The organism is Phyllobacterium calauticae (assembly GCF_019991125.1).
GTDB classification, from domain to species: Bacteria; Pseudomonadota; Alphaproteobacteria; order Rhizobiales; family Rhizobiaceae; genus Phyllobacterium; species Phyllobacterium calauticae.
Window position 1 is genome coordinate 1,047,082 of sequence record NZ_JAGENB010000001.1, and the last position, 21,445, is coordinate 1,068,526.

The following is a 21,445-nucleotide window of genomic DNA, read 5'->3' on the forward strand; positions in this document are numbered from 1 at the left end:
GCATGATCTCCAACCTTGCCAAGGCAGGTTGGCGGTTTAAGAGGCCGAGTGTTATTCCAGGGTTCGGGATGACGCTCGGCTTCACTCTTGCCTACCTGACCCTCATCGTCCTTATTCCGCTGACTGGACTGGTCTGGCGCTCCGCCTCGCTGGGCTGGGGCGGCATGTGGCACGTCGCGACGGACGCGCGCACGCTGAACGCCTTGAAAATCAGCTTCGGCACATCGCTGATCGCCGCTCTGATCAATGTCGTGTTCGGCGTTATCGTTGCGTGGGTTCTGGTGCGCTACCGCTTTCCCGGCCGCCGGATCATCGATGCCATCGTCGATCTGCCCTTCGCCCTGCCCACCGCCGTTGCCGGTATTGCCCTGACAGCCCTCTATTCGAAGAATGGCTGGATCGGCCGCTGGCTCGATCCGCTGGGCATCAAGGTTGCCTTCACGCCTGTCGGTATCACCATCGCGCTGATCTTCATCGGATTGCCCTTTGTCGTGCGCACGGTGCAGCCGGTCATGGAAGAAATCCGCAAGGAAGTGGAGGAAGCGGCGGCCACCCTCGGCGCGACCCGCTTCCAGACCATCTCGCGCGTGCTGCTGCCCGGCCTGACCCCGGCAATCCTCACTGGCTTTGCCCTCGCCTTCGCCCGCGCGGTCGGCGAGTATGGTTCGGTGATCTTCATTGCCGGGAACCTTCCCTATATCTCGGAAATCGCACCGCTGCTGATCGTCATTCGCCTCGAAGAGTTCGACTATACCGGCGCAACGGCCATCGCCGCCATCATGCTTCTGATTTCGTTCACGATGCTCTTCGTCATCAATCTGATCCAGGCCTGGAGCCGCAGGAGGTATGGCTATGCGACATGAGTTGCCGCAACCGCCGGAAGCCGCATCCAATGTCTGGCATCCGGCAACCACCGAGAGCCGCACGGCGCGTTTCATCCTCGTCGGCGTGGCGCTGGTCTTTCTCGGCCTGTTCCTGCTTCTGCCCCTGATCGCGGTTTTCTTCGAGGCCTTCCGCAAGGGCCCCGCCGCCTACTTCGCAGCTTTCGCCGACCATGATGCGCTCGCCGCGATCCGCCTGACCCTTCTGGTGGCGGCCATTGCCGTTCCGCTCAATCTCGTCTTCGGGGTGGTGGCGGCCTGGACCATTGCCAAGTTCGAGTTCAAGGGAAAGGCATTCCTGACGACGCTGATCGACCTGCCGTTCTCGGTTTCCCCTGTAATATCGGGTCTCGTCTACGTGCTCTTGTTCAGCACGCACAGCGCACTCGGCCCTTGGCTCAAATCACAGGGAATCGAGATCCTGTTCGCCGTTCCCGGCATCGTGCTCGCGACGGTGTTCGTGACATTTCCCTTCGTTGCACGCGAACTCATCCCGTTGATGCAGGAGCAAGGCACGACCGACGAGGAAGCGGCGCTTTCCCTCGGGGCGAACGGCTGGCAGACCTTCTGGCATGTCACCCTCCCCAACATCAAATGGGGCTTGCTCTACGGCGTGCTTTTGTGCAACGCCCGGGCCATGGGGGAGTTTGGCGCGGTATCCGTCGTTTCAGGCCATATTCGCGGCCTGACCAACACGATGCCGCTGCAGGTCGAAATTCTCTATAATGAATTCAATACGGTCGCTGCTTTTGCGGTGGCTTCGCTTCTGGCGCTTCTGGCGCTGGTGACGCTCGTTCTCAAGACCCTGCTGGAGTTGAGATACGGTGCGGAACTGGCAGCCAATGGCGGACACTGAGAGGAATAAACATGGACGTTCGCGTAAGTGGTGTGCGCAAGGAATTCGATCGCTTCCCGGCGTTGCACGACGTATCGCTCGATATCAATTCGGGTGAACTGATTGCACTGCTCGGCCCCTCCGGTTCCGGCAAGACGACGCTTCTGCGCCTGATCGCCGGGCTGGAAACCCCGACCGAAGGCAAGGTGTTTTTCGGCGACGAGGATGCATCGCTCAAATCCGTGCAGGAGCGCAATGTCGGTTTCGTGTTCCAGCACTACGCCCTGTTCCGCCATATGACCGTGATCGATAATGTCGGCTTCGGGCTCAAGGTTCGCCCCTCCGCCAGCCGGCCGAGCAATGAGGAAATCCGCCGCCGTTCGTCCGAGCTGCTCGATTTCGTCCAGCTCGGCGGCCTGGAAAAGCGCTATCCGGCCCAGCTTTCCGGCGGCCAGCGCCAGCGCGTTGCCCTTGCCCGCGCCATGGCCATCGAACCGCGCGTGTTGCTGCTCGACGAACCGTTCGGCGCACTGGATGCGAAAGTGCGCAAGGAGCTGCGCCGCTGGCTGCGGGAAATTCACGACAAGACCATGCACACGACGGTTTTCGTGACCCATGACCAGGACGAAGCCCTGGAGCTCGCCGACCGCGTGGTGGTGATGAGCCAGGGCAAGATCGAGCAGATCGGAACGCCGGATCAGGTTTATGACACGCCCAATTCGCCGTTTGTCTATGGCTTCATCGGCGAATCAAGTTCGCTGACCGTGCGCATCGACAATGGCGAGGTATGGCTTGCGGACCGCACACTCGGCCTGAAAAGCGATGCACCCGACGGCAACGCCACGCTTTATTTCCGTCCGCACGATGTCGAGCTGATCGACGGCTGCGGCGGCTGCATTGCCGGAACCGTCATTGCCAGCCGCCGTGTCGGTGCGACAAGGCGCGTGGAGCTCGAAATTGGCGGCGCGGCGGAACGCGTCGAGATTGAAATTCCGGCCGATCATCCGGCCCGGGAAAAGAGCCGCATCGCCTTTCGGCCGAAGCATTGGCGGGTCTTTCCGCAGGCCTGACCCTTTCGGCCTTTGCCCCCGAAGCCGGAGTTCCATGAGCTCCGGCTTTTTGCTGCCCGGCCGTCATATGCTTGTTCACCAGAACAGAAACAGTCTGTTCACAAAGCCCATGCCCGTTCGCAAACAGCTGCAAAGGAGTTTGCGCACTGTGCCTCTGTGCAGCCCGCTACGAATTGCTTAAGATAAACAAATGGCAATCTGACTCATTTTCATCAAAACTGATCGGCAAGGATGAAAGTGGTGGTAGCTTAGTTGATCGTACCCGATTAGATCGTAAACTTCTCCATGGGTCGGTCGACCCGTTATTATCGTCTGTGTTGCAGCCCTGAAGATTTTTTCTTCACAACCGAAACGAAGGCAAATGGCCCTACTGTCTTTTTTTAAATCTTTCACACCACAGAAGAATGCCGTTGGTCAGATTTTTTCGGTCCAACCCAATCCAATCAGAGCCCATTACAAATCCATTGACGACCTGCGGGACCTGGGCGCGCGCGTGGCGCGCGGAGAAGATATCCGCCTGCCCGACTACGAACCGATGGTGTTCGAACAGCGCACGGTTGAAAATGCCCGATTGATCCTCCATTCCTATCGTTCCTCCGACGCGGCTGCACGCAAGGGCGAGACGATTACTCCGGCGGCCCAGTGGCTCCTCGACAATTACTACCTCGTCGACCAGAACATCCAGCAGGTGGAGCGCGATCTTCCGAAGAAGTTTTTCCGCCAGCTGCCGCCGCTGGCCGGCAAGCCGGAAATCCCGCGCGTCATGGCGCTGGCCTGGCTCTATGCGGCCCATACGGACAGCCAGTTCTCGCTCAACAGCCTGACAGCGGTGGTCGAAGGATTCCAGACGGTTGCGCCCCTGCATATCGGCGAACTCTGGGCCCTGCCCTCCGCCGTGCGCTTCATTCTCATCGAAAACGCCCGCCGGCTGTCCTTGCGCGTCGAACGGGCGCGGCGCATGCGCGCCTATGCCAACAGCGTTGCCGACGAAATCACCCTGAACGCCGACAAGGATACCCTGCCGCAGCTTCTGGCCCAGTATACCACTGCCGCGCGTGACAGCACCTTCGCCACCCATCTGCTTTACCGCCTGCGCGGCGGCGCCATGCATTCCGGTGCGGCTGTCGCCTGGCTTGAGGAAGAGCTGGAAAAGAACGGCAGCGACGCCGAAGACGCCATCATCCAGGAACATACGCGCCAGTCCACCGGCGGCGTGACCATGGGCAACCTCATCCGCAGCCTGAAGGCTATCGACGACGTCGACTGGATCACCTGGTTCGAGACGGTCAGCGGCGTCGATGCGGTGCTGCGCGAACATTCCAATTTTGATGCGCTCGATTTCCATTCCCGCAATGCCTATCGCGTGGCGATTGAAAAGATCGCGCGCCGCTCGGGCAAGAGCGAGCAGGACATCACCCAGGCCGCCCTCGACCTCGCCCACCACAGCGCCGAAACCAAGGGGGACGAGAAGAGCGTCACCGTGCAGCGCAAGCGCGACGTCGGCTATTATCTCGCCGGCGACGGCCGCTCGGAGCTGGAAGAAACCTGCGGCTCGACCCCAACCGTGCTGCAGCGCTGGGTCCGGTTCTACAAGACACTCGGCCTTGCCGGCCTGTGGATTCCGGCTTCGGTCATTTCCATCGGCATTCTGTTCCTGATCCATTACTGGCTGCGCCGTTACGGCCTGCCGAGCGATACGGTTCTGCTGCTGACGGTCCTGGCGGTGTTCCCGACGATGGAAACCGCCAACGGTTTCGTCAACTGGATCATTCCGATGTTCATGCCGCCGACACGGCTGATCGGTTTTGAATACAAGAATGGCCTGCCCCCCGAGGCGAAGACCCTCGTCGCAGTGCCGACGTTGATCACCTCGCGCGATTCCGTCGACGAGCATATCCGCAACCTCGAAGTGCATTATCTGACCAATCCGCGCGGCGAAATCTATTTCGCGCTGCTCACCGATTGGGCGGACAGCAAGGTCGAGCAGAACGAGAACGATCTCGACATTCTCGACTACGCCCGGGAAAAGGTCACTGCGCTCAATCTGCACTATACGCAGGGCGGCAACCCGCGCTTCTTCCTCCTGCACCGCAAGCGCCTGTACAACGCGCAGGAAGGCCGCTGGATGGGCTGGGAGCGCAAGCGCGGCAAGCTGCATGAGCTGAACCTCCTGCTGCGCGGCGACAAGGACACAACCTATTTCCCCAGCAATGAGGAAGTGCCCGGCGACATCAAATTCGTGATGACGCTCGACTCCGATACGCGCCTCACGCCGGATTCGGTCAACCGCCTGGCGGGCAAGCTGAGCCATCCGCTCAACCGCCCGATCTACAAGGAAAAATCCGGCCGCGTGACCAGCGGCTATGCGATCCTGCAGCCGCGTGTCACCCCCTCGCTGACCACCGGTGACGATGCCTCGTTCCTGCAGCGCGTCTTCTCGGTCAACCGCGGTATCGACCCCTACGTCTTTGCCGTCTCGGACGTTTATCAGGACGTGCTGGGTGAAGGGACATTCACCGGCAAGGGCCTCTATGATGTCGATTTCTTCGAATTGGCGCTCGACGGCAAGATCGACGAGAACACCGTTCTCAGCCATGATCTTCTGGAAGGCGGCTATGCCCGCGCGGCGCTCGTCAGTGACGTCGAGGTGGTTGAAGACTATCCGACAGGCTATAATGTCGACATCTCGCGCCACCATCGCTGGACGCGCGGCGACTGGCAGCTCCTGCCCTACCTGTTCAGCACAAAGCCGGGTGTGACCGCCGTCACGCGCTGGAAGATGACCGACAATCTGCGCCGCTCGCTGACGCCGGTCTTCTGGATCATCGCCTCCATCGCCGGCTGGACATTGCTGCCGCCCGGCGTCGCTGCCCTGTGGCAGTTCTTCATGATCTTCAGCATGTTCATCGTCCCGACGATGATCCTGTTCACCAATCTTGTTCCGACAAACATGAACCTGTCGCTGAAGGGCCATTTCCAGGCGATCCTCACCGATATTTTCTCGGGCGCCGCCGATATCGCCCTGCGCATCACCTTCATTGCCAACATGGCCTGCCTGATGGCCGATGCCATCGCACGCACGCTCTACCGCGTCTTCATATCGCGCAAGAACCTGCTGGAATGGCGTGCGGCGGCACAGGCGAAAGCCAGCGCCCCTGACACGCTGCAGTATTATACCCGTCTGATGTGGCCCGCGATCATCGTGGCTGCCGTCGCCATCACGCTGCCGCTGGCTACCCACAGCCGTGCCTGGTATCTGGCCGTGCCGTTTGCCGTGATCTGGTTCTTCTCGCCGATCATTGCCTGGCTGGTCAGCCGTTCGGCCAAGCCGCTCGATGATCTCAATGTCCGTTCTTCCGACAAGAGCGAATTGCGCCGCTTCGCCCGCCGCACCTGGCACTACTACGATACGTTCGTCACCAAGGAACAGAATTTCATTCCGCCTGATAATTTCCAGGAGGACCCGCATCCGGTTATCGCCACGCGCACATCGCCGACCAATATCGGCATGTACCTGTTGTCGACCGTGGCGGCCCGGGATTTCGGCTGGATCGGCTTCAACGAGACGCTGACCCGTATCGACGACACGCTCTCCACGCTGGAAAAGATGGAGAAGTATCGCGGCCATCTCTACAACTGGTACGAAACAACCACGCTGCGGCCGCTCCTGCCGCTCTACGTCTCGTCGGTGGACAGCGGCAATCTTGCCGGCCATCTGGTGGCGCTGTCTTCCGCGCTGGAAAAATGGGCGGAGGCCCCATCCGTCTATCTGCAAAGCGATCTCGACGGCATTCTCGATGTCAGCGATATTCTTGAAGAGGCGATCAACGACATTCCCGATGAACGCCGCGTCCTGCGGCCCCTGCGCCGCCGGCTTGACGAGCGGGTGGCCAATTTCCGCCGAGCCATCACGACCATCAAGGAAGAGCCGGAAACGGCATCGCTGCGCACCATCAACCTTTCGCTGTTCGCCGGTGACATCCAGCGTCTGACGGAAGAACTGCACGGCGAACTCGAAAGCCCGCTCAGCACCACTGCAAACGGCTGGGCGCTGATTCTGGTCAAGACCTGCCAGGCCCATACGGATGACGCCATCGGCACCCACGAGGGAACCGACAGCCTGCGCGAGCGGCTGGTTTCGCTGGCCACCCGCGCCCGCCAACTGGCCTTCGACACCGACTTCACCTTCCTCGAACGCAAGGAACGGCGCCTGCTGTCGATCGGCTTCCGCGTCGATACCAACGAGCTGGACGCGAGTTGCTACGATCTTCTCGCTTCGGAAGCGCGTCTTGCCAGCCTGTTTGCCATCGCCAAGGGCGATATCCCGGTCGATCACTGGTTCCGCCTCGGCCGTCTCCTGGTGCCGGTTGGCTGGCGTGGTGCGCTGATCTCCTGGTCGGGCTCCATGTTCGAATATCTCATGCCGCCGCTGGTCATGATCGAACCGCTGGGCTCGATGCTGGATCAGACCAACAAGCTGATCGTCCAGCGCCAGATCGAATACGGTGATTCCAAGGGCCTGCCGTGGGGCATTTCCGAAGCCGCGTACAATGCGCGCGATCCGGAGATGAACTACCAGTACACCAATTTCGGCGTCCCGACGCTGGGACTGAAACGCGGCCTGTCCAAGAACTATGTGGTCGCGCCCTATGCCAGCATCATGGCGAGCCAGTATCGCCCGGCGGAAGCCGTGGCCAATCTGAAACGCCTGCGCGCGATGGGTGCGCTCGGTCAGTACGGTTTCTATGATGCCGTCGACTTCACCCGCTCCCGCGTGCGCGAAGACGAGGAATATGCCATCGTGCGCAACTACATGGCGCACCATCACGGCATGTCGATCGTTGCCGTCAACAATGTCGTGTTCGAAGGCCGCATGCGCGACCGTTTCCACTCGGATCCCGTCATCGAAGCCGCCGAACTGCTGCTGCAGGAAAAGGCACCGCGCGAAATCCCTGTCCTGCAGGCCAAGGCCGACAATCCGATGCGCAAGGCCGTGGAAAGCGGCGAAGAAACGGCCTCCATCCGCTTCATCAAGAACCCACTTTCCGCTCCACGCGCCACGCAGATCATGTCGAACGGCCACTACTCGGTCATGGTCACCGCCAATGGCGGCGGCTACAGCCGCTGGAATGGCCTGGCGATCACCCGCTTCCAGCCGGATCCGCTGGAAAGCGGCTATGGAACATTCCTGTTCCTGCGCGATCTCGACAGCGGTGAATGGTGGTCGGCAACCGGCGATCCCGTAAGGGCGGCCGGCGAAAAGAGCACAACCATCTTCGCCGACTACAAGGCCGAGTTCGTCAAGGAAAACGGCACGATCCAGTCGACGGTGGAAACCATCGTCGCTTCGGATTCCGACGGCGAAGGCCGCCGCATCATCATCACCAATACCGGCACGAAAGACCGGATCATTGAAGTGACCTCCTATGCCGAACTGGTTCTGACCGCAGACGATACGGACACGGCACATCCGGCATTCGCCAAGATGTTCGTGGAAACCGAGATCGTTCCGCGCGGCGACACGATCTACGCCACCCGCCGCAAGCGCGGCAGCAACGAACCCGATATTCACGTGGCGCACGTGGTCACGGACGGATCAGGCGCCATGCGTGAAATCCAGGCGGAAACCGACCGCCGGGCCTTCATCGGCCGGGGCCGCAACCTGCGCAACCCGGTTGCCTTCGACGAAGGTGTAACCCTCAACGGCAGCCAGGGCTTTGTGCTGGACCCCATCGCGTCACTGCGCTGCCGCGTCCGCGTTCCCGCGCACAAGCGCGTCACGCTGGTTTTCTGGACCCTTGTCGGCCCGGACCGGCACGAGCTGGAGGAGGTTGTTTCCCGCTTCCGGCATCCGGACTGCTTCGCTCGCGAATTCTCGCTGTCCTGGACAAGCTCGCAGGTGCGGCTGCACCATATCGAGATCAATCCGGACGAGGCGGCCGATTTCCAGCGCGTCGCCACCAGCCTGATCTATCCGGACAAGGCCCTGCGCATGCCCGCCGAAAGCATCGCTTCCGGCCTTGGCAGCCAGTCCGACCTCTGGCCGATGTCGATCTCCGGCGACTTTCCCATCCTTGCCCTGCGCATCGATGACGAAGCCGACATGGACACGCTGAAGAACGTCCTGAAGGCGCAGGAATACTGGCGGGCAAAGGGGCTTGTGGTTGACGTTGTCGTCATCAACGAACGTTCCTTCTCCTACGCCCAGGACTTCCAGCGCGGGCTCGAAGCGATCTGCGAGAACAGCCGCAACCGCGGCGGCCAGTATGGCCCGCGCGTCCACATCTTCACCGTGCGCAAGGACCAGATGAGCGACGCGAGCTACAACACGCTGCTCGCCTCTGCCCGCATTGTCATGCACGCGCAGAACGGCACGCTGGTTGAACAACTGAAGCGCACGGAGGAACTGTCCGCCGACCTGCAGCCGGTTGCCGCCATACCGGCCGGCAAGGCTCTGGCGACCGGTGATACCGGCCTTGACGAGATGCGCAGCATCGCGCCGGCACCGACGCAGCTGGTGGGCAAGCGCCGTCTGAAAACAGACGGCAATGACCTGGCCTTCTGGAACGGCTTTGGCGGCTTTGACATGAAGACCGGTGAATACGTCGTCCGTCTTGCCGACCGGACCACCACGCCGCAGCCATGGATCAATGTGATCTCCAATGCGGGCTTCGGCTTCCACGTGTCGGCGGAGGGTGCAGGTTTCACCTGGTCGAGCAACAGCCGCGACTATCAGCTGACCCAGTGGTCGAACGATCCCGTGATGAACCGCTCCGGCGAAGCGCTCTATGTCGTTGATCTGGACAAGGGAACCGCGTTCTCGCCGACCGCCTCGGTGTTGCGCGATCCATCGGTTCAGTATGAGACACGGCACGGCCAGGGCTATTCGACATTCCTGTCGCGTCACGGCAATGTCGGCCTTGAACTGACCCATACCATCGATACGGACATGCCGGTGCGCGTGTCCAGCCTCAAGATCACCAACCATGGCGGGACAGCCAAGCAGTTGCGTGTCTATGGCTTCGTCGAATGGATGCTCGGCAATTCCCGCGCCAAGACGGCTCCGTTCATAGTGCCGTCGCATGATACGGAAAGCGGCGCGCTCTTTGCCCGCAATCCCTACGGCACCGACCGCAAGGATCACGTGGCATTCTTCGCCGCAAACGTGAAGCCGCAATCGGTGACATCGGACCGGACCGAGTTCTTCGGGCCCCTGGGATCGGTGGACCAGCCGGCTGCCGTCCTGCAGGCAAAAACCCTGTCCAACGTCGTCGAGGCGGGGGGCGATCCCTGCGCGGCGCTTGCCGTCGATGTGGAGATCGCGGCGGGCGAAACCAGGGAAATCCTGTTCTACATCGGCGATACCGCCGGTGCCAACGAGGCACGGCATGTTCTCGCAGAACAGTTGAAGCGCCCGTTTGAAAAGACGCTTGCGGCATCCAAGGCAATCTGGACCGGCTTCCTCGATGGCCTGCAGGTGGATACGCCTGATGATGCATTCGACGTGATGGTCAACCGCTGGCTGCCCTATCAGAGCCTTGCCTGCCGTATCTGGGCGCGCACGGCCTTCTATCAGGCCAGCGGCGCCTTCGGTTTCCGCGACCAGCTGCAGGACACGTTGTCCATGCTGGTGCTCGACCCGTCACTGGCCCGGCACCAGATCCTCAATGTCGCCGCCCGCCAGTTCAAGGAGGGCGATGTCCAACACTGGTGGCTGCCGACATCGGGTGCCGGTGTGCGGACGATGATTTCCGATGATGTGGTGTGGCTCGGTTATGCCATTGCCCACTACACGTCGGTGACCGGCGATATGAGCATCCTCGACGAGCAGATCGCCTTCATCGAAGGCAAGGCTCTCGAAAACGGCGAGCATGATGCTTTCTATCAGCCCACAATCGCGGCTGATAAAGTCACGGTCTACGAACACGCGGCACGCGCGCTCGATCTGGCAATCGCCCGCACCGGCGCGCATGGGCTGCCGCTCATGCTCACCGGCGACTGGAACGACGGCATGAACCGGGTCGGCGAAGAGGGCAAGGGCGAGAGCATCTGGCTGGGCTGGTTCCTGATCAGCACCCTGCGCGATATCCTGCCGATTGCCCGCCAACGCAAGGATGCCGACCGCATCAAGCGGTGGGAAGCCCATATCGAAAGCCTCAAGGCGGCGCTGGAAAAGGATGGCTGGGACGGCGAATGGTATCGCCGCGGCTATTTCGACGATGGTTCGCCGCTGGGTTCCAAGACCAGCGACGAGTGCCGGATCGACTCCATCGCCCAGTCCTGGAGCGTTCTCTCCGGCTATGGTGATCCCGATCGCGCCAAGCAGGCCATGCAATCCGTTGCGACGCATCTGGTCGATGACGAGGTCGATATCATCAAACTGTTCACACCGCCGTTCAACAAAACGCGGCATGAGCCCGGTTACATCAAGGGCTATCCGCCGGGTGTGCGTGAAAATGGCGGGCAGTATACCCATGCCGCAACCTGGGCAGTCTTGGCCATGGCCAAGCTTGGAAATGCCGACGAAGCCTATCGCTGGTTCAGCAAGCTCAATCCGGTGAACCATTCGCTGGATGCCGACAAGGCCGAGTCCTACCGGGTCGAGCCCTATGTCGTCGCTGCGGACGTCTATTCGGTTGATCCGATGCGCGGGCGCGGCGGCTGGACCTGGTACACGGGTTCTGCCGGCTGGCTCTACCGCGTGGCAACGGAAGGCATTCTCGGCATCAGCCGTAGGAATGACCGGCTGTTCGTCGATCCCGCCCTGCCGACGGCATGGACCGACGGCTTCAGCTTCGTGCTGCGCAACGGCAAGGCGCGCTATAATGTCGAGGTGAAACCGGCGGCCAAGGGCGGCAGGAAGATCACTGTGGACGGCAAGAAGCTGGCCAAAGCCGATGCGGGCATTCCGCTGGAGACATCGGGCGAACACACGGTACTCGTGGAAGTCGTGCCGGGAAAATAGCCAGCGGCTTGGTGGCCGCTGACTGAGTTGACGAACCTATTCCGCCGCCTGTGCTTCCGCGCTGGCGGCGGTTCCTTTTCTGGAGAAGACAAAGGCCAGAATGAAGCTTGCCGTCAGCAAAAGTACGATGGTCGGCGCCGGGGCGCTGTCGAGGAAGAAACTCAGATAGATACCGGCCAACGATGTTGAAACGGCAACAAGTGCCGATACGAGCAGCATGCGTTCGAACCTTTTGGTCAAGAGGAAGGCGATGGAGCCCGGCGCAATCAGCATGGCGACGGCAAGGATGATGCCAACAGCCTTGAGCGCGCCGACGATGGTCAACGACAGGATGCAGAGCAGGCCATAGTGCAGGAATTTGACCGGCAGACCGATGGCCTGCGCGTGCTGCGGATCAAAGGCATGCAGCAGCAAATCCCGCCGCCAGATGCCGAGGGCCAGCAGGGTCACGGCTGCTATCACCCCGGTTTCGGCGATATCGCGCCATGCCACACCGAGCATGTCGCCGAAGAGGATATGGTCGAGATGCACGTCGGACTGGATCTTGGTGTAGAGGACGATGCCAAGGCCGAACATGCCGGAGAAGACCACGCCCATAACCGTGTCTTCCTTCACCCGGCTGTTCTGCTTGAGGAAGCCTGTGGCAAGGGCGCAGATCATGCCTGCCGCAAAGGCCCCGATTGCCAGCGGGATACCCGCGATATAGGCGAGCACCACGCCGGGCAGCACCGCATGCGAGATCGCATCCCCCATCAGCGACCAGCCCTTCAGAACCAGAAAGGGCGAGAGCAGGCCCATGGGGATTGCCACGAGAAGCGTGATGACAAAGGCCTGCTGCATGAAGCCGAAGCTGAACGGCTGCAACAAAAGCTGGATCAGGTCGCTCATAGCCCCTCCTCCAATGCCAGCCGGGCACGGCGGCGCGCGGCGAGCGTTCCATGCTTGGGTGCGAAAACAAAAGCGGTGAGAAAGACCAGCGTCTGCAGCACGACGATGATCCCGCCGGTCGCACCATCGAGGAAATAGCTGAGATAGGCGCCGATAAAACTGGTCAAGGCCCCGATCAGCACACTGGTCTGGATGAGGCGCGGGAAACGGTCATGCAGGAGATAGGCGGTTGCGCCGGGGGTGACGACCATCGCCACCACCAGAAACGCCCCCACGGTCTGCATGGCGGCCACCGTCGATGCACTGAGCAGCGTGAAGAACAGGATTTTCAACAATGGCGGATTGAGGCCGATGGAACGGGCATGATTTTCGTCAAAGAATGTCACCATCAGGTCCTTCCATTTGACCAAGAGGACAGCCAGCGACACCCCGCAGATGATGACCAGTTGCAGCGTATCCTCCGGCGTGATCGCCAGGATATTGCCGAGCACGATGGTCTGGATATTCACCGAGGCGGGTGACAGCGACATCATGAACAGGCCGAGCCCGAAGAAGGAGGTGAAGATCAGGCCGATGATGGCGTCCTCCTTAAGCTTTGTCCGCTGGTTGAGAAACAGCATGGCGACTGCGGCGAGACCGCCGGAAAAGAACGCGCCGATGGAAAATGGCAGGCCGAGCATGTAGGCCCCGGCAACACCGGGCACGATGGAATGGGAGAGCGCATCGCCGATCAGCGACCATCCCTTCAGCATGAGATAGGCGGAAAGGAATGCGCAGACACCGCCGACCAGCGCACTGACCCACATGGCATTGATCATATAGTTGTAGGAAAAGGGTTCGAGAAGCAGCTGCATCATGATTGCGGCTTACCTTTCCCCTTGGGTTCACCATAGATCACGAAGGGGCGTTCATCGTCGCTGAGCACCGTCACGCTGCGCGGATCCGCATCGGCATGCAGATCAACCCCGCCGAGGATGAAGTGGCGCAGCACACCGCCGAAGGTCATTTCCAGATTGGCCTGCGTGAACACCTCTGCGGTCGGTCCGGAGGCCAGGACGGTACGGTTGACCAGCACGGCCCGGTCACAGAATTCGGGCACGCTGCCGAGATTGTGGGTGGAGACCAGCATGACCTTGCCGTCATCGCGCAAGGATCGCAAAAGGCCGATGATGGCCTCTTCTGTCCGCACGTCGACGCCTGTAAAGGGCTCGTCCAGAAGAATGATATCGCCTTCCTGCGCCAGCGCGCGGGCGAGAAAGACACGCTTCTTCTGACCGCCCGAGAGCTCGCCGATCTGGCGCTTGCGGAAATCCGTCATGCCGACCCGCTCCAGCGCGGCAGTCACCATGTGCTGGTCACGCTTTTTCGGCATGCGCAGAAAATTCATATGGCCATACCGTCCCATCATCACGACGTCTTCGACCAGAACCGGAAAATTCCAGTCGACATCCTCGCTCTGCGGCACATAGGCCACCACATTGCGTTTGAGCGCCCGTCCCGCCTGTTCACCCAGGATCGAGACCGATCCCCTGGCGAGGGGCACGAAGCCCATGATGGCCTTGAACAGGGTGGACTTGCCACTGCCATTGACGCCGACCAGCGCGGTGATCGACCCGCGCGGGATATCGAAGCTGGCATTGCGCAAAGCCGTGTGGCCATTGCGATAGGTCACGGTCACGTCATGCACGGAAAGACCAGCCCCCCGCTTTGCAGCGGAGGGGCCGGCGAGCGCTTGGGAGGACGCACTCACTGGGTAAAGCCTTTGGCAACGGTTTGTGCCGTGACGCGCAGAAGGTCGAGATAGGTGGGCACCGGACCATCGGGATCGCTGAGCGAATCGACATAGAGAACACCGCCATATTTGGCCCCGGTCTCGCGGGCGACCTGCTTGGCGGGCGAAGCGGAAATCGTGCTTTCACTGAAAACCACCGGGATTTTCTCGGCACGAACCTTGTCGATCACCTTGCGCACCTGCTGGGGTGTACCCTGCTGATCGGCATTGATCGGCCAGAGATAAAGCTCCTTCATGTCGAAATCGCGTGCGAGATAGCTGAAGGCGCCTTCACTCGTCACCAGCCAGCGGCGCTCGGCGGGAACAGCAGCGAGACTATCGCGGATGGGCGCAACCGTTGCCCGGATCTTCTCCGAATAGGCCGCGGCGTTGCGGTCATAGACGGCGGCATTGGCCGGGTCATACCTGCCGAGCGCCTTGCGGATATTTTCCACATAAACCAGCGCGGCATTGGGCGACATCCAGGCATGCGGGTTCGGCTTGCCCTCATAGGGCCCCTCCGAAATGCCCATCGGCTCTACACCCTCGCTGACAACGACGCTCGGAACATTCTTGACGTTGCCGAAGAATTTTTCGAACCAGCGTTCCAGACCCAAGCCGTTCCACAGGACGAGGTTGGCATCCTGAGCCTTCAGGATATCGCCGGGTGTCGGCTGGTAATCATGAATTTCAGCGTTGGGTTTCGTAATCGAATCCACGTCGGCCGCGTCCCCCGCAACATTGCGGGCCATGTCGGCGATGATCGTAAAGGTGGTGACCACCTTGAACTTCTTGCCATCGGCAGCGGATGCCGGGCCAAGAATCGTTAATAGAGCGAAAACAGCAATCAACAGTCGGGAAAATCTCATCTCGCCTCCAGCAAACCGGGAAAATGGTGAGCTTTTTCGTCACCATTGTTACTCCATAACGGCTTGCGGGAGGCGCGTCAATGCAAATGCGAATGATTTGCAAAAAGAAATCCATTCCCGTTTCCCGCAATATGCGGAAGGTCCGACGCCGAAATTCTGTGTACCAACGCCCGTATTTCCCGAGGCCAGTTGAGAATCTTTGCAACTGAGCGCGTTCTGGCGCATAATCCCGCGCATGAAACATGCTATCAATCAGAAGCCGGATTACGAGAAGGAGCTGCGCAAGGCAGGCGTTCGGATCACCCGCCCGCGCCGAATCATTCTCGATATTCTGACCTCCACCGAAGACCACCCGGATGCGATGAAGATTTTCCATCGCGCCATCGAGATCGATGACAGCATTTCGCTTTCGACCGTGTACCGCACCATGAACCTGCTGGAAGAAATGGGCGCCATTCATCGCCACGCCTTCAATGGCGGCCCGTCACGCTTCGAACAGGCCCATGGCGAGCATCACGACCACCTGATCGATGTCGATACGGGTGACGTGATCGAATTCCAGTCGGACAAGATCGAGAAACTGCAGGAAGAGATCGCCCGCGCGCTCGGCTATGACATCATCCATCACCGGCTGGAACTCTACGGGCGGAAATCCAAGCGGCCGGAATAACGCACGCACAAACGTCCAAGACGTTTGCTTTCGCGTGAAGCATAACTTCCGCTGGCATTTGCCCAGAGGAGTCCTGCATGCAAACGGTCCAGCCAAAATCCTATCCGGCCATCAATTTCTCCGAAAAGTTCAAGCTGTTTTCCGAACAGTGGTCACCCAAAGTGGTGGCGGAACTCAACGATTACCAATTCAAGATCGTCCGCATCGAGGGTGATTTCATCTGGCACGATCATCCGGAAACCGACGAGGCGTTCATTGTCCTGGACGGGGTACTGCGCATCGATTTCCGCGACGGGTTCGTGACGATCAGGCAGGGTGAAATGTATGTCGTCCCCAAAGGGGTCGAGCACAAGCCCTATGCCGAAAGGGAAGTCCGGCTGATCCTGATCGAACCCCGGGGCGTGCTCAATACCGGCCACGAGGGCGGTGAGCGGACAGCACAGAACGACGTGTGGATCTGACTGATCTTACGCAATCTGCGCCAATTCGCGGCGCAGAAAATCATTCAGCCGGTCAATGGCCGGACTGGATGACACCGGGCTGCGCATGATGCCGATTTCCAGATCACGCAGCGGCGGCAGGCCTTCATTCTCGCCGATAACGCGCAGGGTCGACGGCACGCTGCACGCGGCAAGCGCAGCCACCGCCAGCCCGGCCTGCACCACGGCGATCAGTCCGAGCAGGCTGGCGCTGGAATAGGTGCAGCGATAGCTGCGATCCGCATCCCCCAGCGCGTCCAGCACGTTCATGCGCGCGGCGCAGCCGGGTTCAAACAGGGCGATGGGCAGCGGGTCATTTTCCCAGGCGACATGGGTCGGTGATGCCACCCAGATCAAGCGCTCGCGGCGGATCACCTCCAGCGGCTGGGTGGCCCCGCGGGTGACAATCGCCAGATTGACCCGGTCCTCATCGATCGCCTTGACCAGCGAGGTGGATTGCTCGCAGACCAGTTCGACGGTGACCAGCGGATGCTCCTCGGCAAACCGCGACAGAACGGGCGGCAGCAGGAATGCCGCATAGTCATCGGGCACGCCAAGCCGCACGCTGCCGGTTTCCTCGGGGCGGGTGACATTGGCCCAGGCCTCATCCGACAATCGCAGCAACCGCCGCGCATAATTGAGAAAACTCTCGCCGGCCAGATTCGGCTCGACGGACCGGGGGTTGCGAATAAGCAGCTGTTTGCCCACTGCCTGTTCCAGCCGCTGCATCTGCATGCTGACGGCCGACTGGCTGCGGCCGACACGCGGGGCAGCCGCCGACAGGCTGCCGGTTTCGATGACAGTCACAAAGGTCCGCAGGAGATCGAGGTCGAGGGGTGCAGCCATAATGCCATCAATATAGCGAATAGTTTGTTCCAAATCTATTCGTTTGTTTGGTGGCAGCCAACGGCGCTAACTGGGCATCCTTTTCCACGGGAATGACCCACATGCTTGACCCGATATCCGATCGTTTTCCTGCAGCACGGCTGGCCATCGCCATGGCCATCATCGGGACGGTCGGTGCCTTTGCAACGGAAACACGGCTCGATCCGGTCACCATCGTCTTCTGGCGCTGTGTTTTCGGCATGGTCTTCCTCGCAGCCTGGTGTTTCCTGCGCGGCTATCTTCCCGACCGGACCCTCTCCTGGCCGCGGCTGGGCCGGGCAGCGCTCGGCGGCATCTGCATGGTACTCAGCTGGGTATCGTTTTTTGCCGGATTCCGCATGACGTCGATTGCAACCACCACGATCATCTATCACATCCAGCCGTTCTTCGTTGTTCTCATCGGCGCAACCCTTTTGAAGGAACGCATCACCGTCGATCAGATCGTCTGGATGCTCGGCGCCTTTCTCGGCGTCGTCCTGGCCAGCGGCCTTGTCGGCGCGACGGCACCGGTCAGCACGCTATGGATCCTTGGGATCGTCATGTCGCTTGGTGCCGCGATGCTTTATGCCGCCGCAACCATTCTCGCCAAGGGCCTCGGCGAGCAACGGCCGGAAATCACGGTGCTGTGCCAGACCATCGTCGGCATCGTCATGCTCGCGCCTTTTGCCAATTGGGCGGAGCCCGTGCCGCTGGCATCCTGGGGCTGGCTGGCCAGTATCGGCATCCTCCATACGGGCATTGCCTATATCCTGATCTATTCAGCCTATCCGCGCCTGTCGACGCCGGTCATCGGCGTCCTGACCTTCATCTATCCGATCGTCGCCATCATCGTGGACTGGGCGATTTACGGACACCCGCTGGGAATGGCACAAGCCGCCGGCATGCTGCTGATTGCCTGCGGTACGCTGGGCGTGCGGCTCGGGTGGCAAATTCCCTGGCGGCGGATTTCGGCAGCTTGACTCCCCGGGAACATGAAAAAGCCGCCCGGAGGCGGCTTTTCGTCAAAAGATGCAAAAGAATCAGGCGGCGTTGGAGGCAGGCTGCGCCGTCAGCAATTCATAGATAAGGGTCGCATCATGGGCGGTGCGCAATTTGGCAATCCGCTCGGGATCGCGCAGCATGCGGGCAATCCGCGACAAGGCCTTCAAATGATCGGCGCCGGCATTCTCCGGCGCCAGCAGAAGAAAAACAATATCGACGGGCTGATCGTCCAGCGCTTCGAAATCCACGGGGGTTTCGAGCTGTGCGAAGACCCCGGTGATGCGTTTGACGCTGTTGATCTTGCCATGCGGGATGGCAATGCCATTGCCAACACCGGTCGAGCCAAGGCGCTCGCGCTGCAGGACGGTGTCAAACACTTCCCGCTCCGTCAAACCGGTCAAGGCGGCAGCCTTCTCCGACATGATCTGCAAAAGCTGCTTTTTGGAATTGACTTTCAATGCGGGCAGGACAGCGTCGGGCTGAATGAGGTCACCCAGATCCATTATTCTCTTCCTTCCTGTTACCGTCCGCGCTTTGGGCGCGGACGGTAGTTCAAATTTCGCCTAAGACCCGGCGCCGTTCTGACCGGCCACGGCCGATGGATCGATCCAGCCGATGTTGCCGTCAGCGCGGCGGTATACGATATTCACCTGCGTACTGCCAGAGTTACGGAAGACAACCACTGGACTATCTTTCAGATCGAGCTCGACCACGGCGGATGCGACACTCATGCTTCTGAGCGCCATCGATGTCTCAGCCACGATTGTCGGCGCGTAATCTTCCGGAATATCCTCATCTTCATCCGGTACAGGGGCGACGACCCGGTAGGAAATATCGTCGAAAACACCGTTCGAGCCGGGCGCCTGATGCGATTTCAGACGCCGCTTGTAACGGCGAAGGCGTTTGTCCACGCGTTCTCCGGCTGCATCAAAAGCAAGCTGAGGATCCTGTGCCTCGCCCGCTGCCTGCAGCACCGTGCCGGTATCGAGACGGATCAGGCAATCGGCGATGAAGCGCGACCCCTGTTTCTCCACTGTGACGTGGCCTGTATATCCGCCATCGAAATATTTGGTCACCATCTCACCGATCCGTTCGTCAATGCGAATGCGGAAAGCGTCACCAATGTCCATATGTTTCCCAGATACACGCAGACTCATGATACCTCACCTTCATTGTGACTTTTCATTGCCCGAGCCAATCTACACTGTTGTTGAGAGACGAGCAAAGACATCCCGCACATTCCATGCGAGTGATCCATCACATTTCACTTTCTGATTCTTCATCTCCAAAAGGCGCGCTTTCGCTTCAATCGATGCAAATCACCGGCGCTTCACTCTCCCTTGACCAAGCTTCTATGGCTCGGTTCATTTACCCGCTCGCCTCGATTCTACACCTGTGCGGCGGATGAATCCAGAGTTTCCGTCACCCTTGCGCACAGAAGCCTCCGCTTTTTTCTCCCGGCGCCTTTGCACCGAGGATGCGATGTTCATCGCCTCGCGGTACTTGGCAACCGTACGCCGTGCAATCTCAACGCCCTGGCCCTTCAAAAGATCCACGATCGTGTCGTCCGATAAAATATCGTCCGGCTTTTCACTGTCGATCAGCAGCTTGATCTGATGCCGCACGGACTGGGAGGAATGCTGCTCGCCGCCTTCGGTGGCCGAAATCCCCGCATTGAAAAAATAGCGCAACTCGAAGACGCCGCGCTTCGTCAGCATGTATTTGTTGGCGGTGACGCGGCTGACGGTCGACTCGTGCATGCCGATGGCGTCAGCCACATTTCTCAAATTGAGCGGCTTCAGGTGGGCAACGCCGAATTGCAGGAACTCCGCCTGCTGGCGCACGATTTCCGTCGCCACCTTCAAAATGGTCTGGGCGCGCTGATCCAGGCTGCGCGTCAGCCAGTTGGCATTTTGCAGGCATTCGCTGAGAAACCCCTTTTCAGCCGGGGAAGCCGTTACCTTTGCAATGGTCGCATAATAGGTGTTGTTGACGAGGACCCGCGGCAGAGCATCCGGATTGAGCTCGATATTCCACGTCCCGTCCGGCGCCATGTCGACATGCACATCCGGGATGATGCTGTCGGCCACACCCGAGGAGAAGGCCGTTCCCGGCTTTGGATCGAGCAGGCGTATCTCCTGCAGCATATCGAGCAGATCGGCATCGGCGACCCGGCACAGCTTTCTCAGGCTTTGAAAATCCCGTTTCGCCAGGAGTTCCAGATTTTGCAGAAGCATCGTCATCGCCGGATCGAGCCGGTTTTTTGCACGCAGTTGCAGAGCCAGGCATTCAGCCAGGTCACGGGCAAACAGCCCCGCCGGTTCGAATGTCTGCAAAACCGCGATCAGTCTGTCGATATGGGCCGCATCGGTGCCCAGCCGTCCGGCAATCTCCTCGACATCGACGCGCAGATAGCCCATTTCGTCGAGGTAATCGGCGAGTTCCGCTGCAATCAGGCGGTCCACCGCATCCTCGAAGGCAAAAATGATCTGCTCGCCGACGTGATCGCGCAGCGTCAACGGCGATGCGGTCACCTGTTCGAGATTGAACCCCTCGCCGCCCGTCGACACATATCCGTCACCCGATGACGATTTCCATTGCGAGGCCAGATCGCCAGCGATGAAGTCGTGGGTTCCAGGATCATCCGGAAAAATATTCTCAAGAGAACTGTCGAACGTCTCGGACATGGAGCCTGAACTGGTCGACTCGCCGCTGACAAGCCAATGGTCGTTCTGCTCACTTGCGCTGCCGCCATCGCGGCTTTCGTCGGCGTCACCATGATTGACACCGCGCGAATAGTCGCCGGCTTCTCCCGGCCCGCGATCATCGGACGTATCCCGGCTTTCGAAGGAAAAATGTTCATTTGCCGTTTCATCGCGCTCCAGCAGCGGATTCTTTTCGATCTCCTGCTCGATGAATTGCTCGAGTTCGACATGGGACAATTGCAGCAGCCGAATCGACTGCATGAGCAGCGGCGTCATCACCAGAGACTGGGTTTGTCTCAGATCGAGTTTTGGCGACAGGGCCATGGTGAACGCGGGTACTCCTGTACGAAATTCTTCTCAACGTACAGAAATGGCCCAATCCTTGCTTGTCAATTCCAGCAAGGCAAAAAACGACTCTTTTCGGAAAGATTCATCTCGATTCACGC

The 21,445-nt window shown here is 60.1% G+C and carries 15 protein-coding genes; 7 read left to right on the forward strand and 8 right to left on the reverse strand.

The features are described from left to right. Nucleotides 1–2 precede the first annotated feature (2 nt). The 4 genes from cysT (at nucleotide 3) to J1W56_RS05320 (ending at nucleotide 11,751) form a co-directional block, all read left to right on the forward strand. Nucleotides 3–863, forward strand: coding sequence for a sulfate ABC transporter permease subunit CysT (gene cysT / locus J1W56_RS05305; protein ID WP_223612243.1), 861 nt, complete (start codon nucleotides 3–5; stop codon nucleotides 861–863). Beyond that, nucleotides 853–1,737 (forward strand): sulfate ABC transporter permease subunit CysW, encoded by an 885-nt coding sequence (gene cysW / locus J1W56_RS05310; RefSeq protein ID WP_223612244.1) that lies wholly within the window; start codon nucleotides 853–855, stop codon nucleotides 1,735–1,737. The genes cysT and cysW overlap by 11 nt, the downstream gene beginning before the upstream one ends. Nucleotides 1,738–1,748: 11 nt before the next feature. Further along, complete coding sequence (locus J1W56_RS05315; protein WP_223612245.1) at nucleotides 1,749–2,786, forward strand: sulfate/molybdate ABC transporter ATP-binding protein; 1,038 nt, start codon at nucleotides 1,749–1,751, stop codon at nucleotides 2,784–2,786. 361 nt (nucleotides 2,787–3,147) lie between these two features. Next, nucleotides 3,148–11,751, forward strand: a complete 8,604-nt coding sequence (locus J1W56_RS05320) for a GH36-type glycosyl hydrolase domain-containing protein (protein ID WP_223612246.1) — start codon at nucleotides 3,148–3,150, stop codon at nucleotides 11,749–11,751. A 36-nt stretch (nucleotides 11,752–11,787) separates the two neighbouring features. On the opposite strand, the gene J1W56_RS05325 is transcribed toward J1W56_RS05320, so the two are convergent. Genes J1W56_RS05325 through J1W56_RS05340 form a run of 4 tightly spaced genes read right to left on the reverse strand, consistent with a single transcriptional unit; the run spans nucleotide 11,788 to nucleotide 15,279 of the window. After that, nucleotides 11,788–12,639: a metal ABC transporter permease gene (locus tag J1W56_RS05325; protein ID WP_223612247.1), complete on the reverse strand. Its 852-nt coding sequence runs from the start codon at nucleotides 12,637–12,639 to the stop codon at nucleotides 11,788–11,790. Then, nucleotides 12,636–13,496, reverse strand: a complete 861-nt coding sequence (locus tag J1W56_RS05330; protein ID WP_288192570.1) for a metal ABC transporter permease — start codon at nucleotides 13,494–13,496, stop codon at nucleotides 12,636–12,638. Before J1W56_RS05330 ends, J1W56_RS05325 begins: the two co-directional genes overlap by 4 nt. After that, nucleotides 13,493–14,389, reverse strand: a complete 897-nt coding sequence (locus J1W56_RS05335) for a manganese/iron ABC transporter ATP-binding protein (RefSeq protein ID WP_105738026.1) — start codon at nucleotides 14,387–14,389, stop codon at nucleotides 13,493–13,495. Before J1W56_RS05335 ends, J1W56_RS05330 begins: the two co-directional genes overlap by 4 nt. Then, the gene (locus tag J1W56_RS05340; protein ID WP_223612248.1) at nucleotides 14,386–15,279 is read right to left on the reverse strand and encodes a metal ABC transporter substrate-binding protein; all 894 of its coding nucleotides are present in this window, start codon (nucleotides 15,277–15,279) and stop codon (nucleotides 14,386–14,388) included. The genes J1W56_RS05335 and J1W56_RS05340 overlap by 4 nt, the downstream gene beginning before the upstream one ends. A 235-nt stretch (nucleotides 15,280–15,514) precedes the next feature. Between J1W56_RS05340 and J1W56_RS05345 the strand changes: the two genes are divergently transcribed. Both J1W56_RS05345 and J1W56_RS05350 read left to right on the forward strand, forming a co-directional pair. Further along, on the forward strand, nucleotides 15,515–15,949 hold the full coding sequence (locus J1W56_RS05345) for a Fur family transcriptional regulator (RefSeq protein WP_223612249.1): 435 nt from the start codon (nucleotides 15,515–15,517) through the stop codon (nucleotides 15,947–15,949). Between the two features lie 77 nt (nucleotides 15,950–16,026). After that, nucleotides 16,027–16,410 carry a cupin domain-containing protein gene (locus J1W56_RS05350; RefSeq protein WP_223612250.1) on the forward strand — a complete coding sequence of 128 codons (384 nt, stop codon included), beginning with the start codon at nucleotides 16,027–16,029 and terminating at the stop codon, nucleotides 16,408–16,410. Nucleotides 16,411–16,416: 6 nt separating this feature from the next. On the opposite strand, the gene J1W56_RS05355 is transcribed toward J1W56_RS05350, so the two are convergent. Beyond that, on the reverse strand, nucleotides 16,417–17,274 hold the full coding sequence (locus J1W56_RS05355) for a LysR substrate-binding domain-containing protein (protein ID WP_223612251.1): 858 nt from the start codon (nucleotides 17,272–17,274) through the stop codon (nucleotides 16,417–16,419). 101 nt (nucleotides 17,275–17,375) lie between these two features. Between J1W56_RS05355 and J1W56_RS05360 the strand changes: the two genes are divergently transcribed. Beyond that, nucleotides 17,376–18,272, forward strand: a complete 897-nt coding sequence (locus J1W56_RS05360) for a DMT family transporter (protein WP_223612252.1) — start codon at nucleotides 17,376–17,378, stop codon at nucleotides 18,270–18,272. A gap of 60 nt (nucleotides 18,273–18,332) precedes the next feature. Here J1W56_RS05360 and ptsN read toward each other — a convergent pair whose 3' ends face one another. The 3 genes from ptsN to rpoN form a co-directional block, all read right to left on the reverse strand. Further along, complete coding sequence (gene ptsN / locus J1W56_RS05365) at nucleotides 18,333–18,797, reverse strand: PTS IIA-like nitrogen regulatory protein PtsN (protein ID WP_105738035.1); 465 nt, start codon at nucleotides 18,795–18,797, stop codon at nucleotides 18,333–18,335. 60 nt (nucleotides 18,798–18,857) lie between these two features. Further along, nucleotides 18,858–19,451 (reverse strand): ribosome hibernation-promoting factor, HPF/YfiA family, encoded by a 594-nt coding sequence (gene hpf / locus J1W56_RS05370; protein WP_091878871.1) that lies wholly within the window; start codon nucleotides 19,449–19,451, stop codon nucleotides 18,858–18,860. Nucleotides 19,452–19,658: 207 nt separating this feature from the next. Next, the gene (rpoN, locus tag J1W56_RS05375) at nucleotides 19,659–21,323 is read right to left on the reverse strand and encodes an RNA polymerase factor sigma-54 (protein WP_223612253.1); all 1,665 of its coding nucleotides are present in this window, start codon (nucleotides 21,321–21,323) and stop codon (nucleotides 19,659–19,661) included. Nucleotides 21,324–21,445: the final 122 nt, after the last annotated feature.

What these genes read in the sequence shown, in the direction of transcription:
- hpf (WP_091878871.1), bottom strand. Translation starts at nt 19,451, where the DNA reads ATGAGTCTGCGTGTATCTGGGAAACATATGGACATTGGTGACGCTTTC.
- cysW (WP_223612244.1), top strand. Translation starts at nt 853, where the DNA reads ATGCGACATGAGTTGCCGCAACCGCCGGAAGCCGCATCCAATGTCTGG.
- J1W56_RS05350 (WP_223612250.1), top strand. Translation starts at nt 16,027, where the DNA reads ATGCAAACGGTCCAGCCAAAATCCTATCCGGCCATCAATTTCTCCGAA.
- cysT (WP_223612243.1), top strand. Translation starts at nt 3, where the DNA reads ATGATCTCCAACCTTGCCAAGGCAGGTTGGCGGTTTAAGAGGCCGAGT.
- J1W56_RS05340 (WP_223612248.1), bottom strand. Translation starts at nt 15,279, where the DNA reads ATGAGATTTTCCCGACTGTTGATTGCTGTTTTCGCTCTATTAACGATT.
- J1W56_RS05355 (WP_223612251.1), bottom strand. Translation starts at nt 17,274, where the DNA reads ATGGCTGCACCCCTCGACCTCGATCTCCTGCGGACCTTTGTGACTGTC.
- J1W56_RS05330 (WP_288192570.1), bottom strand. Translation starts at nt 13,496, where the DNA reads ATGATGCAGCTGCTTCTCGAACCCTTTTCCTACAACTATATGATCAAT.
- J1W56_RS05360 (WP_223612252.1), top strand. Translation starts at nt 17,376, where the DNA reads ATGCTTGACCCGATATCCGATCGTTTTCCTGCAGCACGGCTGGCCATC.
- rpoN (WP_223612253.1), bottom strand. Translation starts at nt 21,323, where the DNA reads ATGGCCCTGTCGCCAAAACTCGATCTGAGACAAACCCAGTCTCTGGTG.
- J1W56_RS05315 (WP_223612245.1), top strand. Translation starts at nt 1,749, where the DNA reads ATGGACGTTCGCGTAAGTGGTGTGCGCAAGGAATTCGATCGCTTCCCG.
- J1W56_RS05325 (WP_223612247.1), bottom strand. Translation starts at nt 12,639, where the DNA reads ATGAGCGACCTGATCCAGCTTTTGTTGCAGCCGTTCAGCTTCGGCTTC.
- J1W56_RS05320 (WP_223612246.1), top strand. Translation starts at nt 3,148, where the DNA reads ATGGCCCTACTGTCTTTTTTTAAATCTTTCACACCACAGAAGAATGCC.
- J1W56_RS05345 (WP_223612249.1), top strand. Translation starts at nt 15,515, where the DNA reads ATGAAACATGCTATCAATCAGAAGCCGGATTACGAGAAGGAGCTGCGC.
- ptsN (WP_105738035.1), bottom strand. Translation starts at nt 18,797, where the DNA reads ATGGATCTGGGTGACCTCATTCAGCCCGACGCTGTCCTGCCCGCATTG.